Source organism: Mycolicibacterium vinylchloridicum (assembly GCF_013404075.1).
Lineage (GTDB): Bacteria > Actinomycetota > Actinomycetes > Mycobacteriales > Mycobacteriaceae > Mycobacterium > Mycobacterium vinylchloridicum.
Genome location: NZ_JACBJQ010000014.1, coordinates 63505 through 77796, shown reverse-complemented (window position 1 = coordinate 77796; position 14292 = coordinate 63505). Strand labels below are relative to the sequence as shown.

The window sequence follows — 14292 nt, the reverse complement described above, 5'->3', positions numbered from 1 at the left end:
GGGTGCGACAATCTCCGGTGTGGATCAGCCCAAGCCGCGCTGGATACCTGCTCCGCTGCGGCCCTGGCTGACCAAGCGCTGGGTCAAGGCAATCCTGGTGATCGCGGTGTTCGCGCTCATCGGCGTGATCCTGATGCTGACCACGGACCGAAAGGACGCCGCCTTCTGGGCGGGCTACACAGACGGGCAGCGCTGGGTCGACTCAGGCGGCTACCAGGCCCACGAGGAGTCGATTTCCCAGTACTGCGCCGCCCAGGCCGCAGGCAAGACCCCCAGCTACCAACGCGGCTGCGTCGACGGCGCACACAATGCCATGGATGACGTGAAAACGATTCGCTAGGACTGGGATTCGACCCGGATCGGTTCGGTGCTCTCCGCCGCCGGCTTCGGCCACGGACTCGGCACCGGCCGCGGTCGGACCCGCTGCGGCCACCAGAACCAGCGACCCATCAGCGCCGCGATCGAGGGCGTCATGAACGACCGGATAACCAGGGTGTCCACCAACAGACCCATACCGATGGTCGTACCGACCTGCGCCAGGATCGTCAGCTCGCTGAACGCCATGGCCGCCATCGTCACCGCGAACACCAGGCCCGCCGACGTGACCACCGAGCCACTGCCGCCCATTGCGCGGATGATGCCGGTCTTCAGGCCGGCGGGTATCTCCTCTTTGAGGCGGGCGACCAGCAGCAGGTTGTAGTCCGAACCGACCGCCAGCAGGATGATGACTGCCATGATCAGCACCATCCAGTGCAACGGCCGGCCGATGAGGTCCTGCCAGATCAGCACCGACAGACCGAACGACGTGCCCAGCGACAGCACCACCGTGCCCACGATGACCGCGGCCGCCACCACGGCCCGCGTGATGATCAGCATGATGATGAAGATCAGGCAGAGGGCCGCCACGCCGGCGATCAGGATGTCGTAGTCGGCGCTGTCCTGCATGTCTTTGTAGCTGGCCGCGGTGCCGGCGAGGAAGATCTTGGAACCCTCCAGCGGAGTGCCCTTGATCGCCTCGAACGCCGCGTTCTTGATCGGGTCGACGTGGGTGAGGCCTTCCGGCGACATCGGATCACCCTCGTGAGAGATGATGAACCGCACCGCTTTTCCGTCCGGCGACAAGAACATCTTCATGCCGCGCTTGAAGTCCGGATTGTCGAACGCCTCGGGCGGGAGGTAGAACGAGTCGTCGTTCTTGGCCTCGTCGAACGCCTTGCCCATCGCAGACTGGTTGTCCTGCATGGCCGCGATCTGGTCCTGCTGGCCGGACTGCGTGCTCTGCAGGGTCAGCTGCATGGTCCGCATCGATCGCATCGTGTCGATCATCGGCGGCATCAACATGCGCATCTGGGCCGTCAGCAGGTCCAGCTTGTGCAGATCAGGCACGAGGGTCTGGAAGTCGTCGGTCATCGTGTCGATGCCGTCGAGGGTGTCGAACACCGACCGGATCGACCAGCACATCGGGATGTCGTAGCAGTGCGGTTCCCAGTACAGGTAGTTGCGGATCGGCCGGAAGAAGTCGTCGAAGTTGGCGATGTTGTCGCGCAGGCTCTGGATGTCGGCCAGCGTCAGGTCCATCTTGCCGACCATGCTGTGCGTGACCGCGTTGAGCTCACCCATCAGGTTGTACATCTGCGTCATCGTGTTGATGGAGACGTTCATGTCGTCGCCCATCTTGAGCATGTCGCGCATCCGGTCCTGCATGTAGGACTGGTTCAGCGTCTGCGTGGTGCCCTGCATGCCCAGCAGGAACGGAATCGAGCTGTGCTCGATCGGGCTGCCCAGGGGCCGGGTGATGGTCTGCACCCGGCCGATACCCGGGGTGTGGAAGATGGCCTTGGCCACCCGGTCGATCACCAGGAAGTCCGCGGAGTTACGCAGGTCGTGATCGCTCTGCAGCATCAGCAGTTCGGGGCTCAGCCGCGCCTCCGGGAAGTGCCGCTCGGCGGCGGCGAAACCTTCGCTGGCCGGGATGTCCGGCGGCAGGTAGTGCCGGTCGTTGTAGTCGGTGCGATAGCCGGGCAGTGCGAGCAGCCCGATCAGACAGACGAAGGTCGTCGCAACCAGGATCGGTCCGGGCCAGCGAACGACGGCCGTGCCGATGCGCCGCCAAAAGCGTTCCCGCGACGCACGTTTGGGCTCCAGAAGGCCGAAGCGGCTGGCCGCGGTGACGACGGCTGGCCCGAGTGTCATCGCGGCGGCCACCACCACCACCATGCCGACGAACAGCGGGATGCCCATGGAGCTGAACATCGGGCTGCGGGTGAAGTGCAGGCAGAACAGCGCACCGGCGATGGTCATGCCGGACCCGACGATCACGTGGCCGGTGCCGTGATACATGTCGTAGTACGCCGCCTCTTTGTCGGCGCCCTTACTTCGGGCTTCCTGATAGCGGCCGAACAGGAAGATCACGTAGTCGGTGCCGGCGGCGATCGCCACCATCGTGAGCAGGTTGACGGCGAACGTCGACAGGCCGATCAGGTGGTGGTAGCCCAGGAAAGCCACCACGCCGCGGGCGGCTGCCAGTTCGAGGAACACCATGAACAGGGCCAGCAGCACCGTCACGATCGAGCGGTAGACGAACAGCAGCATCACCGTGATCACGCCGAACGTCAGCCCGGTGATCAGCTGCAGGCTCCGGTCGCCGGCGATGTGGGTGTCGTTGATCAGCGCGGACGGGCCGGTGACGTAGGCCTTGACGCCGGGCGGCGAGGGCACGCTCTCGACGATGTGCTTGACAGCTTCGACCGACTCGTTGGCCAAGCCCTCGCCCATGTTGCCGGCCAGATACGCCTGCACGTACGCCGCCTTGCCATCGGCGCTCTGCGAGCCCGCCGCGGTCAGCGGATCACTCCAGAAGTCCTGGATGTGCTCGACGTGCGTCTTGTCGGCTTCGAGCTTCTTGATGACCTCGTCGTAGTACTTGTGCGCGGGGTCGCCCAAGGGCTGGTCGCTTTCCAGCACGATCATTACCGAGGTGTTCGACTTGAACTCCTGGAACGTCGCGCCGATCGTGCTCATCGCGATGGATGAGGGCGCATCCATGGCCGACATCGGCACCGATTGCTGCTGGCCGACCACCTCGACCTGCGGCACCACGATGTTGGTGATAACGGTCAGGGCCAGCCAGCCCAGGATGATCGGGACCGACAGCCAGCGAATCCAGTGCGCGATATGCGGCCGCTTACCCGGTTCGGCCTGCGGCTTCTCGTCTTTGTTGAGGAGGATCATGCGGACTTGACCAGGCAGAAGGTCTGGGCGTTCACCCCGGTGTTGGTCTTCTCGTCCTTGAGTTCGCCGTTGACCGTGATCCGGCAGCCAATGGTGTCGCTGTCGCCCTGGGCGACGATGTTGGCCGAGGCTGCCGGCGCGGTGGTCGTCAAGGTGATGGACCACGGAAGGGTGACGTCCCGCGCGATCTGCGGCTGGGCGTCCAGGTCGAGATAGTTGATGGTCGCGACGGTCCCGGGCGGGCCGTAGATCTCGTACACGACGGTCTTGGGGTTGAACGGCTTGGTGTCATTGGCCAGGCCACTACCGGGCCGGGTGGTCTCGGTCTTGCCGAACACGCCGTGCAGACGGAACACACCGAACGCCGCGACGGCCACCACGATCAGGATCACGATGGGCAGCCACACCTTGCGCAGCAGCGTCAGCGGTCCACCGCGCCGGCGGGTGCGGTGAGCTGCGGGCTGGGCCTGCTGCCGGTCCGGGCCGGCCTGGGCGTCGTCGTCGGCCGAAGCACCCGAGGAGGTGTAGGTCTGGCTTTCCAGCGTCACGACCGGTCCCCCTTCTGGCCTTGCAGTTCAGCCTGTCGATTCACCGCGGCTGCATTTAGCACCGCTACATAGTAGGACTAACGGATCTTGTCAGCATAACCCGTGTGATGAGCCTCATGGGTCACGAAAATTGTCGGCCGCCGTCACAAACCCGTTCAGCGCTCCGCCTACTCGACGGTCGCGGTGAGCCCAAATTCATCGAGCACCTGCCCGAACGTGGCCTTCAACTCGTCTCTGCTGTTCGGCCCGCCGGGCCGCCACGCCGACAATGTGAGCGCGACTTTTCCGTTGACCTGTCCCGATGCCAGAAACAGCGTCCCGCCCTGCCGGTCGAGGGTCTCAGCGGTGGTCCTGGACTCGATCTGCCGCACGAGGAGATATTCGGCGTCGGTGCCATCCGGCCGGTTCACCGCGGGGGCCAGCTTCCCGAGGTTGGAACAGCCGACCGGGGCACCCGCGCCCAGCGCCATCCCCTCGAGCCGGCGCGCCAGGCCCGGCGGGACGAGTGGCGCCAGCGCCACCGGGCCCAGCAGCTCGAAGCGCGCCTCGGACAGCGCCGCCAGATTTCGCTTCAGCTCGGCGCGCACGTCGCGAAGGCTCGTCGTGACGTCGGCCGGATCGATCATCAGGGTCATGCCGGTGAGCGCGTTGGCCCTGGTGTCCCCCGGCGTGCGTTCACTGACCGGGAATTGCAGCCGCACCAGCCCGTTGCCCTCGACCCGGCCGAAGACCTGTCCGAGCTTTGCGCCGATACCGGCGAACAGCGAATTACTGGTTCCGCCAAGGCTTTCCATGCGACTCTGCCACAGGGCCTCGTCGACGTAGGCCGCCACGGCCGGGACGGTGACCGGCATGGCATCCACGAGCTCGGTGGGCGACGGGCCCGCCCGCCCGGCCGACGACGCGATATCCCTGGCATTGTTGCGCGCCAGTTTGATTGCGGCGATGACCGCCTTGAGGATGTCCGGAATCGCGCGCAGGACCTGCGCGGTGTCCTCGCGCAGTGCCTGACCGCGGGTGCGTGAACCGGGTTCGGGGTAGCCGAGCTCCCAGGTCTGCCCGCTGGCCGCCTGGTCGATCGCCTGGGTGAGCGCGAGGCCGTCGCAGACCGTGTGCGACGCGATCAGCGTGATGACCGCCCCGCCTTCGATCAGCGGCAACAGCGCGACCCGCCACGACGGCCCGGCCTCCGGGTCGATCGGGATGCGGAGTTGTTCGTCCAGCCAGTCCATCGCCTCGCCGCGTGGGCGCGCGGCGGCGGCGAGGTCGATGTCGTCGGGCCCTCGCCAGGTAACCCAGCGGTCCCGGGCGAACGGCAGGGGCGACCGCTCGATGCGGCGACCCAGCAGACCATGGCCCAGGTTGTGGTGGAACCGCCGCACCGCGTCGAGGTCGACCGGATGCTCGTAGATCCAGCCGTATTGGGCCAGTGGTCCTCGACCGAGCGCCCTCAGGCCCAGGAACGATCCCTGATCGATGTACGCCAACGTGGAGTCCACACGCGCATGTTACTCAGGCCTTCCCATCACCCGGACGTAAGCGTGGGACTCCCCTTCCGCCGGAGTTCGACACCCAGCTCGTCCGGCGGCACGAGATGCCCTTGCGTACAACGGATTTCGACAGTCGCGTCAGCGCCACAGCCCAGATGCGTCAGCCGGAGCCGGGTGTCGTCGCGCAGGTGCCTGCGACCCCATTCGAACATCGACCACACCACCGGCATCAGGTCGGTCCCAGCCTCGGTGAGCACGTATTCGTCGCGGACCCGCTGCCCCGGCTCGCGGTAGGGCCGCCTGGTCAGCAGGCCGGCGTCGACCAGTTCGGCCAGCCGCGCCGAGGTGGCCGCCTTGGTGATGCCCACCCGGCGGGCGAAGTCGTCGAACCGGGTGGTGCCGTAGAAGGCCTCCCGCAGGATCAGCATCGCCGACTTGGTTCCGATGACCGCCATGGTCTTCTCGATCGGGCATTTGCCGACCGCGGACCAGGAGTCGCGATCGGCCAAGGGGCCCTGCAGCACTGTCACGGATGTCACTTTCTTTCTGAGTTGTTTTCACTATACCTAGGTGTTATAGCTGAGTATAGAAAGCAATACTCAGAGACGAGTTCAGGAGGACACAATGGCCGGTTACGCAGGACGTGACGCCGTCATCGTCGGAGCGGTGCGTACCCCGATCGGCAAGGGCAAGCCCGGCGGCGCTCTGCATTCGGTGCTGCCCGCCGATCTTCTGGCCCACAGCCTGTCCGAGCTGGTGGCACGCACCGGCGTGGACCCCGCTGAGGTCGACGACGTCATCGCCGGCGCGGTGACCCAAGTCGGTGACCAGGCGGTCAACATCGCCCGCAACGCGCTTCTGGGCGCGGGTTTCCCCGAGTCGGTTCCCGGCACCACGGTCGATCGCCAGTGCGGTTCTAGCCAGCAGGCGATCTCGTTCGCCGCCCAGGGTGTCATCGCCGGCGCCTACGACGTGGTGATCGCCGGTGGTGTCGAGTCGATGAGCCGGGTGCCGATGGGTTCGTCGGTGCTGCCGGGCAGCGACCCGTTCGGCACCCGCTTCGCCGAGCGCTACTCCGAGGGCCTGGTACCGCAGGGGATCAGCGCCGAGCTGATCGCCGCACGCTGGGGACTCTCGCGCACCGAGCTCGACGAGTTCTCCGCAGGTAGCCACGAGAAGGCGGCACAGGCCACCAAGGATGGGCTGTTCGACAACGAGCTGGCGCCAATAGCGGGCCTGCAGTACGACGAGATCATCCGCCCCGGCACCACCGTGGAGACGCTGGCCGGCCTGCGGCCCGCGTTCTACAACGAGGCCTACGCGCAACGCTTCCCGCAGATCCGGTGGGAGATCACCCCGGGCAACTCCTCCCCGCTGTCCGACGGCAGCGCCGCGGTGCTGATCACCACCTCCGAGGTGGCGCGCAAGCACGGCTGGAAGCCGCTGGCGCGCATCCACACCACCACCGTGGTGGGCTCCGATCCGCTGTACATGCTGACCGGTGTCATCCCCGCGACCGAGAAGGTGCTGGCCCGGGCCGGTCTGACGGTGGCCGATATCGATCTGTTCGAGGTGAACGAGGCGTTCGCGCCCGTGGTGTTGAGCTGGGCCAAGGACACCGGGGCCGACTTGACGAGGACGAACGTCAACGGCGGGGCGATCGCGATCGGCCATCCGCTCGGTGCCAGCGGTGCCCGGATCATGACGACGTTGGTGAACGCTTTGGAACAGCGTGGCGGACGCTTTGGCCTACAGACGATGTGTGAGGGCGGCGGCATGGCCAATGCCACGATCATCGAGCGGCTGTAGATCATGGCGACCGAGACCCGGTTCGATGGGATCCGGATGCGCTACGACAGCACCAAGAGCTACGACGAACTGGTTGCCGCGCTGCTCACCGATATCGGCGAGCAGCCGGTGCCGATCAACGACATTGCCGCGGCGGGCGGTGACTGGGATTCCTATCAGGCCGCCGTCGAAAAGTACGTCGGACCAAGCGGATTCATGTTGTTCGGGGCGTTCGACCACGGCGCCTGGATCGCCAAGGCGGGCATCGAGCGTCGGGTCTTGCGGGTGGTGCTCGGCAATCCGCTGATCGCGATCACCATGATTCGTCATGACGTGACGGCGGGCCTGTTCGCCCCGGTCGAGGTGTTGGTTCTCGACGAGGGCGGCGGCAGCAGCCTGACCTACGTCAAGCCGTCATCGCTGATGGTCGTGGAACCGAATCCGGAGCTGTTGTCGGCGGCCGAAGCGCTCGACGCCAAGTTGGCGGCGCTGGCCGCGAAGGTGGCCTAGAGAGCGATCAGCGAGACCGTGTAACCCGGATTCGAGCCGCCGACCACCAAGCCCTCGACGTAGGCAAAGCGACCGTCGGCGGTAACCGCGAATGTCGATGGGAAACCGTTGTAGGGAATGGTTCTCAGCACGGAGTTGCTTGTCGCGTCGACCACGGACAGCCGGCCGAAGACGCCCCCTCCGATCAGCCCGCTGTTGAGTACATACACCAGGCTGCCGTCGGCACTGATCTGGACCTGCGATGCCGGGTCGTCCCAGTACGGGCGGTTGTCGAGCGAGATGCGCGCAACGACGTTGTTGGTGGCGGTGTCGAACACCATCAGCGGGTTGGGCACGGAATTGGTGGCCGACGGGATGTAGAGCCGGCTTCCATCGGGACTGACCGCCAGCTGGCCGGGGCCGAAATGACCACTGGACCCGTAGTCGATCGTTTTCGAGATGTAGGTGCTGGCTGCCAGGTTGATCGAGTAGATCGTGCCGGTATACGCATTGGCCACATAGAGATGTTCACCATCGGCGCTGATAGCGACCGACGTCAATGGTGTGTATCCGTCGCTGGGCACGAGCGAAAAGGTGATCTTCGCGGTGGTCCCGGTTGCGGTGTTGAATTCCGTTATGACGCCATCGGTTTGGCTGGCATCACCGACCGTGTAGACGTATTTCCCGTCCTTGGTGATGACGCTGCCTGCATTGGATGCGGCCACCGACACCGTGTTGATGACTGTGTTGTCGGCCGCGTTGACCACGACGAGTTGGCCGCCGCGGGCGGCGTAGATGCGATTGCCGTCGGGGCTGAACGTCAGACAGGTGGGGTTCGACGCGGCGATACGCGAATCAAGGGGTCCCGTGACCGCATTGGTGGCCGTGTTCACGACGTACAGGCCGCTGCCTGAGATTTCGACATAGAGCCGGCTGCCGTTCGGGTTGAGCCAGACGTTCGTGGGATTCAGGCCCGTCAGGCCCGCAATCGTCCCGATGACGGTGCCCGGTGCCGGACTGATGGGACTCACTGGCACACTGACAGATTCATCCGTGGACGCGTCGCCGTTGCTGGCGGTCACGGTGAACGAATCGATGACGGCAGTGGCGCTGAGACCGGCGGTTTGGCGAGCCTCAGAAGTCGGCGTGTAGACGAAGTCCCCCGTTGAACTCACGTCGACTGAACCAAGGTTGGGATCGATTGTGACGGCGTAGCTCAACTGTTTTCCGGCGGGGTCGGTGAAATTGAGTTTCCCGGTCACTGCACCAGTGGCGGCGTCGGGCTTGCCGACGGTCGGGATACCGGCCACCGGCTTGTCGAGCGGTAGCACTGGCACCGTGATGGATTGGACGGTGGCGGCGGCACCGGTGCTGGCGGTGATGGTGAACGTGTCGGTGGTAGTGGGGGTGGCCGACACCCGGGCGGCCTCGGTCGGCGTATAGGAGAACGTCCCGTCGGTATAGACGTGCACCACGCCACTGGCTGCCTGGGTGAATGTGTACGTCATGGGCAGCCCAGCCGGCACCGTGAACGACCATGTACCGGTGACCGTGCCTTTAATGGGCTCGGGTGGGTCGGCGGTCGGGGTGCCGGCCACCGGGACGAAGCCCAACGTCCTGTTCACGCCCCGCAACACGCCCCACAGCAGTCCGCCGATCGGGTTCGGTGGCGGCGTTGACGTATTGACCCTGAAGAGATGCACCAGCGACGACATCAACCCCGACATCAGACCCGTGAGCGGGTTCGCCGGAGACTTCAGTGGCGCCGCAACCATCCCCGAGGCGACACGGGCCGGGCTGACAGTGCGGACAGCGACGGTTGAACTTACCCGTCGACTGCCGGCGACCACCTGCGCCCGCGGTTTGGCGTTCTTCGTCGCACTGGACGATGTGGCGGCCGGGCTCGGGTGGCGGCGCGCGCTTGTGCCAGTGGCGTGATTCGACGTCGACGTGGCCGATCCCGCGCTGTCGGCGTGGGCGACACCGGTTGCGCCGACGAGGGCGGCACCGACGCCGAGGGTGATCGCTCCCGCTCCCAACCAGGAGTACGGTGCCAGGCGACGACGAGGCCGCGGGCCATTCCGAGCCGCCATCGTGTGCACCCCCGAACCGACTGTCGCGGCGCGGGCTCATTGCCCGTCAGCGAACTCTCAGGACAAGATTTTGCTACTGGACGCGCTCCAACGCCAGATACAGCGCTGATTCGAGTAGTCGACTACCTGCGTCTACTGATGCTTAGCGTTTGCTGTCAGCGAAGGCTTTTCGACTTCCACCCGGCCGATCGCGAACTAGGGGCAACCTTTGACCGAGGAATAGTCATCTCCTGGCCCCACCGTGCTTCCACGACACAGGGTTAGCCCGCGGCGCTGCTCGCCCCAGTCGCCCATCAATTGGTGCGAAATCCGGGGCTCAGACCCGGGTCAGTTCGAACAGCGGGATGACCCGGCTGGTCTTGGATTGGTACTCGCCGAACCCGGGCGCCTCGGCCACCACCTTCGGGTAGGCCTCGTCACGTTCCTCGCGGGAGAACTCGCGGGCCACCACGTCATAGGCATCCGTACCGATCTCGATGTGCGCCTGTGGATTGGCCCGCAGGTTGTGCACCCAGTCCGGGTTGGTGTCGGCGCCGGCCTTCGAGCCGATGATGATCAGCTTGCCGTCGACGTCGAAATAGGCCAGCGGGGCCAGCCGCGGCTGACCGGACTTCGCGCCGGTGGTGTGCAGCAGCAACAGCGGGCGGCCTTCGAACGGCCCGCCCACAACGCCGGCGTTGGCCCGGAACTCCTCGACGATGTTCCTGTTGAACTCGTTCATGTAGGCGGCATCAGGGGTATCTGTCATGGCTTGTCCAGCTTCTCGGGTGTGAAATCTATTCCGGATTCCTTGCGCTGCTGCGCGGTGATCGGGGCGGGCGCATCGGTCAGCGGGTCGATGCCGCCGCCGGACTTGGGGAACGCGATCACCTCGCGAATCGAGTCGACCCCGGCCAGCAGCGCGACGATGCGGTCCCAGCCGAACGCGATACCGCCGTGCGGGGGCGCGCCAAAGGTGAAGGCGTCCAACAGGAATCCAAACTTGTCCCGGGCTTCATCTTCGCCGATGCCCATCATCGCGAACACCCGCTCCTGCACGTCGCGGCGGTGAATACGGATCGACCCGCCGCCGATCTCGTTGCCGTTGCAGACGATGTCGTAGGCGTTGGCCAGCGCCGACCCCGGATCGGTGTCGAAGGTGGCCTCCGACTCCGGCATCGGCGAGGTGAACGCGTGATGCACCGCGGTCCAGTTGCCCGAACCCACCGCAACGTCGCCGGCTGCCGTCGCCTCGTCGGCCGGTTCGAACAGCGGCCATTTCACGATCCAGGTGAAGGCCCACGCGTCCGGATCGATGAGGTCCAGCCGCTTGGCGATCTCGATGCGCGTCGCCCCGAGCAGGGCACGGGCCCCCTTGGGGGTACCGGCCGCGAAGAACACGCAGTCCCCGGGCGCGGCGCCGACGTGGGCGGCCAACCCCGCGCGTTCGGTATCGGAGAGGTTCTTGGCGACCGGACCGCTCAGCTCGCCGTCCTCGCCGACGAGCACATACGCGAGGCCCTTGTGCCCGCGCTGTTTGGCGAACTCCTGCCAGCCGTCCAGCGTCCGGCGCGGCTGCGACGCACCGCCGGCCATCACCACGGCACCCACATAGGGCGCCTGGAACACCCGGAACGGCGTGTCCTTGAAGTACTCGGTGCACTCGACGAGTTCGACGGCGAACCGCAGATCGGGCTTGTCCGTACCGAATCGGCCCATCGCCTCGTCGTAACACATCCGCGGGATCGGGGTCGGCAGGTCGTAGCCGATCGTGGACCACACCGCCCGCAGCACTTCTTCGGAGACCGCGATGACGTCGTCGGCCTCGACGAAGCTCATCTCCATGTCCAGCTGGGTGAACTCCGGCTGGCGGTCGGCACGGAAATCCTCGTCGCGGTAGCAGCGCGCGATCTGGTAGTAGCGCTCCATACCCGCCACCATCAGCAGCTGCTTGAACAGCTGCGGGCTCTGCGGCAGCGCGTAGAACGAGCCGGGCTGCAGCCGGGCCGGAACCAGGAAGTCGCGCGCGCCCTCCGGCGTCGACCGGGTCAGCGTCGGGGTTTCGATCTCGACGAAGTCGTGCCCGGCCAGCACCGAGCGCGCGGCCGCATTGACCTTGGAGCGCAACCGGATTGCGTCACCCGGGCCACCCGGACGACGCAGATCGAGATAGCGGTGCTTGAGCCGGGCCTCCTCGCCGGCCTGCTCGTCGAGCTGGAACGGCAGCGGGGCGCTCTCCCCCAGCACCGTCAGCGACGTCGCGTTGACTTCGATCTCGCCGGTCGGGATCTCGGCGTTGGCGTTGCCCTCGGGGCGGATGCCGACCACGCCTTCGACGGCCACGCAGAACTCGGCGCGCAGCCGGTGTGCCTGGGCCAGCACGTCGGCATCATGGAACACCACCTGAGCAACGCCGGACGAGTCGCGCAGATCGATGAAGATGACGCCGCCGTGGTCCCGCCGGGTCGATACCCAGCCGGCCAGGGTGACCGTCCGTCCGGCGTCGGAGGCCCGCAACGAACCGGCGGCGTGACTGCGCAGCACTGGAAACTCCCTGAAATCGAAAAACGGATGCAATGAAATCGAGGGATCAGTCTATGAGGTAGACCCGACGAGACATTCGCCACGTCGGTGTATGGTCCCCCACGGAGGTAGCCCCGATGACCACGATGTATCCCTGCGAGCGCGTCGACCTGAACTGGATCGCCAGCGCGCCGTTCCGGTTCTCCAACAGCGTGGACCTGGCCATCACGCCCGAGCAGCTGTTCGACGTCCTCGCCGACGCCGGGTCCTGGCCGCAGTGGGCGAAGGTCATCACCAAGGTCACCTGGACCAGCCCCAAACCCTACGGCGTCGGCACCACCCGCACCGTCGACATGCTCGGCGGGCTGGTCGGCGACGAGGAATTCCTGGCCTGGGAGCCGTTCACCTACATGGCGTTTCGATTCAACACCTGCTCGAACAAGGTAGTGGCCGCATTCGCCGAGGAGTACACCGTGGTGGAGACGCCCGGCGGCTGCCGGCTGACGTGGACGCTGGCGCAGAAGGCCACCGGGCCGGCCCGATGGGGACTGGTTCTCGGCGGACCGGTGATGAACCTGTCGTTCAAATGGTTCCTGGCCAACCTGAAGCGCTACACCGACAAGCACTACACCTGACTAATACAGCCCGGCCCACGCCTGGCGGCGCTGCTCGTCGGGGTCGTCGATCGAGACGTCGCGGGCCGACCGGATGACGCGGGTGGGCCGGCGCGCGGAGTCGTAGCGCGGCCAGTTGTCGAGTGCGCCGTGAGTGGCGAAATCCAGCCAGGTGCGCTGCATCCGGCGGCCCACCGCGGGCTGCACGCGACGGCCCAGCGGGTGCAGCTTGCGGCCCAGATAGGAGCCGTAGCTGTGCTGGATGTGCACGATCTCGCTGCCGTGGGTGGCGCCGAGCCCGAGCATCCGCAGGGTCCAGGTGGTGTGGTCGAACCGGTAGACGTGGGTGGTCGCGTGCGCGCTGTAGGCGTCGGCGAACGCCCACGTGGGCGCCCCGAACATCACATCGGAGCCCACGGCGATCTGCGCTCGCCGGCGCGGGTAGTCGGGGTAACCGGCGAGCACCCGGTCCCGGGCATCGGGCGCCACCCGGTCGAAGTAGGCGTCGATGCTTTCGCGCGTGGTCGGCAGCATCGGCGGTTTGGACCAGGCGAACATCGACGCCTCGTGGCTGTTCGTGCCGACGATCAGCGGGACGGGGTTGACCTCACCGGCCCGGGCCGCCTCGATCGGGTGCCGCGGCAACAGGTCCACCCCGTAGGTGAGCCCGTAGGCCAGCGTCGGACTGGTCGCGACGCTGCGGCGCTGGATCTCGCCTGCCGCGCGGCGCAGCACCCGCTGCGGCAGGACCGGAAAGGCCGCGGGATCGGAGCCGACGACATCGACGAATTCGTGTGCGCGCCGGGCCCGGGTGGCGCGGTCGGCGATCAGCGGCAGCGCCGGGCTCTGCGCGATCGCGCGGGCGAACAATCCCTCACCGGCCGGGCTGGCCAGCAGCGCCAGCACCGACGTGGCCCCGGCCGATTCCCCGAAGATGGTGACGCGCTGCGGGTCTCCGCCGAACGCGGCGATGTTGTCCTGCACCCAGCGCAATGCGGCGATCTGGTCACGCAGGCATAGGTTGTTGTCGAATCCGGCGCCGAGATCACCGAGCTCGAATCCGCCGAACACCCCGAGGCGGTAGGTGACGTTGACGACCACGACGTGGCCGTTGGCGGCCAGCCGCGAGCCGTTGTAGAGCTGCAACTGCCCGGCGCCGTAGACGAAGGCGCCGCCGGGGATCCAGACCATGACCGGCAACGGCGTCGTTGTGGCCGGCGGGCAGGAGCGCAGCGACTCGGGATTAGGGCTGGGGGCCCACACCGTCAGCGTCAGACAGGCTTCGTCGCGGATCTTCGGGTCGTCACGTCCGCCACCGACGAACGAGCGGCCCTGCGGCGGCACCGGTCCGTACTCGATGGCGTCCCGCACGCCCGACCACGGCCGCGCCGGGGTGGGCGCCAGGAACCGGCGCTCCCCGATGGGTTGTTCGGCGTAGGGAATGCCGCGCCAGACCCGCACACCGTGCTCGGTGGCACCGCGCACGGCGCCACTGGATGTGTACACCACGGTCGACGGATCCGCGACGACGGTCACG

General features: G+C 66.6%; 12 protein-coding genes. 4 read left to right on the top strand and 8 right to left on the bottom strand.

Features of this window, described 5'->3' with window-relative positions; translation table 11 throughout:
- Window positions 1-19: 19 nt before the first annotated feature.
- Complete coding sequence (locus HPC46_RS14100; RefSeq protein ID WP_179470781.1) at window positions 20-340, top strand: hypothetical protein; 321 nt, start codon at window positions 20-22, stop codon at window positions 338-340.
- On the opposite strand, the gene HPC46_RS14095 is transcribed toward HPC46_RS14100, so the two are convergent.
- The 4 genes from HPC46_RS14095 to HPC46_RS14080 all read right to left on the bottom strand — a co-directional run bounded on the left by HPC46_RS14095 (window position 337) and on the right by HPC46_RS14080 (window position 5799).
- Complete coding sequence (locus tag HPC46_RS14095; protein ID WP_179470779.1) at window positions 337-3231, bottom strand: MMPL/RND family transporter; 2895 nt, start codon at window positions 3229-3231, stop codon at window positions 337-339. The genes HPC46_RS14100 and HPC46_RS14095 overlap by 4 nt on opposite strands.
- Entirely contained in the window at window positions 3228-3656 is a 429-nt protein-coding gene (locus tag HPC46_RS14090; protein ID WP_036423800.1) for an MmpS family transport accessory protein, read from the bottom strand. Before HPC46_RS14090 ends, HPC46_RS14095 begins: the two co-directional genes overlap by 4 nt.
- Before the next feature lie 290 nt (window positions 3657-3946).
- On the bottom strand, window positions 3947-5278 hold the full coding sequence (locus HPC46_RS14085; RefSeq protein ID WP_179470777.1) for a condensation domain-containing protein: 1332 nt from the start codon (window positions 5276-5278) through the stop codon (window positions 3947-3949).
- Between the two features lie 26 nt (window positions 5279-5304).
- Window positions 5305-5799 carry a winged helix-turn-helix transcriptional regulator gene (locus HPC46_RS14080; protein WP_179470775.1) on the bottom strand — a complete coding sequence of 165 codons (495 nt, stop codon included), beginning with the start codon at window positions 5797-5799 and terminating at the stop codon, window positions 5305-5307.
- A 94-nt stretch (window positions 5800-5893) separates the two neighbouring features.
- On the opposite strand from HPC46_RS14080, the gene HPC46_RS14075 reads away from it, so the two are divergent.
- Window positions 5894-7078 (top strand): thiolase family protein, encoded by a 1185-nt coding sequence (locus HPC46_RS14075; RefSeq protein WP_179470773.1) that lies wholly within the window; start codon window positions 5894-5896, stop codon window positions 7076-7078.
- 3 nt (window positions 7079-7081) lie between these two features.
- A complete protein-coding gene (locus HPC46_RS14070) occupies window positions 7082-7567 on the top strand; it encodes a DUF302 domain-containing protein (RefSeq protein WP_179470771.1) in 486 nt (161 codons plus the stop codon).
- On the opposite strand, the gene HPC46_RS14065 is transcribed toward HPC46_RS14070, so the two are convergent.
- From HPC46_RS14065 to aspS, 3 genes are all read right to left on the bottom strand, one after another.
- On the bottom strand, window positions 7564-9639 hold the full coding sequence (locus HPC46_RS14065) for a YncE family protein (RefSeq protein ID WP_179470769.1): 2076 nt from the start codon (window positions 9637-9639) through the stop codon (window positions 7564-7566). The genes HPC46_RS14070 and HPC46_RS14065 overlap by 4 nt on opposite strands.
- Before the next feature lie 316 nt (window positions 9640-9955).
- The gene (locus HPC46_RS14060) at window positions 9956-10387 is read right to left on the bottom strand and encodes a nitroreductase family deazaflavin-dependent oxidoreductase (RefSeq protein ID WP_179470767.1); all 432 of its coding nucleotides are present in this window, start codon (window positions 10385-10387) and stop codon (window positions 9956-9958) included.
- On the bottom strand, window positions 10384-12162 hold the full coding sequence (gene aspS, locus HPC46_RS14055; RefSeq protein WP_179470765.1) for an aspartate--tRNA ligase: 1779 nt from the start codon (window positions 12160-12162) through the stop codon (window positions 10384-10386). The genes HPC46_RS14060 and aspS overlap by 4 nt, the downstream gene beginning before the upstream one ends.
- 125 nt (window positions 12163-12287) lie before the next feature.
- On the opposite strand from aspS, the gene HPC46_RS14050 reads away from it, so the two are divergent.
- Window positions 12288-12776 carry an SRPBCC family protein gene (locus tag HPC46_RS14050; protein WP_179470924.1) on the top strand — a complete coding sequence of 163 codons (489 nt, stop codon included), beginning with the start codon at window positions 12288-12290 and terminating at the stop codon, window positions 12774-12776.
- Here the strand turns inward: HPC46_RS14050 and HPC46_RS14045 are convergent, their stop codons facing one another.
- Entirely contained in the window at window positions 12777-14291 is a 1515-nt protein-coding gene (locus HPC46_RS14045; protein WP_179470758.1) for a carboxylesterase/lipase family protein, read from the bottom strand.
- Window position 14292: the final 1 nt, after the last annotated feature.

What these genes read in the sequence shown, in the direction of transcription:
- HPC46_RS14095 (WP_179470779.1), bottom strand. Translation starts at nt 3,231, where the DNA reads ATGATCCTCCTCAACAAAGACGAGAAGCCGCAGGCCGAACCGGGTAAG.
- HPC46_RS14075 (WP_179470773.1), top strand. Translation starts at nt 5,894, where the DNA reads ATGGCCGGTTACGCAGGACGTGACGCCGTCATCGTCGGAGCGGTGCGT.
- HPC46_RS14070 (WP_179470771.1), top strand. Translation starts at nt 7,082, where the DNA reads ATGGCGACCGAGACCCGGTTCGATGGGATCCGGATGCGCTACGACAGC.
- HPC46_RS14065 (WP_179470769.1), bottom strand. Translation starts at nt 9,639, where the DNA reads ATGGCGGCTCGGAATGGCCCGCGGCCTCGTCGTCGCCTGGCACCGTAC.
- HPC46_RS14060 (WP_179470767.1), bottom strand. Translation starts at nt 10,387, where the DNA reads ATGACAGATACCCCTGATGCCGCCTACATGAACGAGTTCAACAGGAAC.
- HPC46_RS14050 (WP_179470924.1), top strand. Translation starts at nt 12,288, where the DNA reads ATGTATCCCTGCGAGCGCGTCGACCTGAACTGGATCGCCAGCGCGCCG.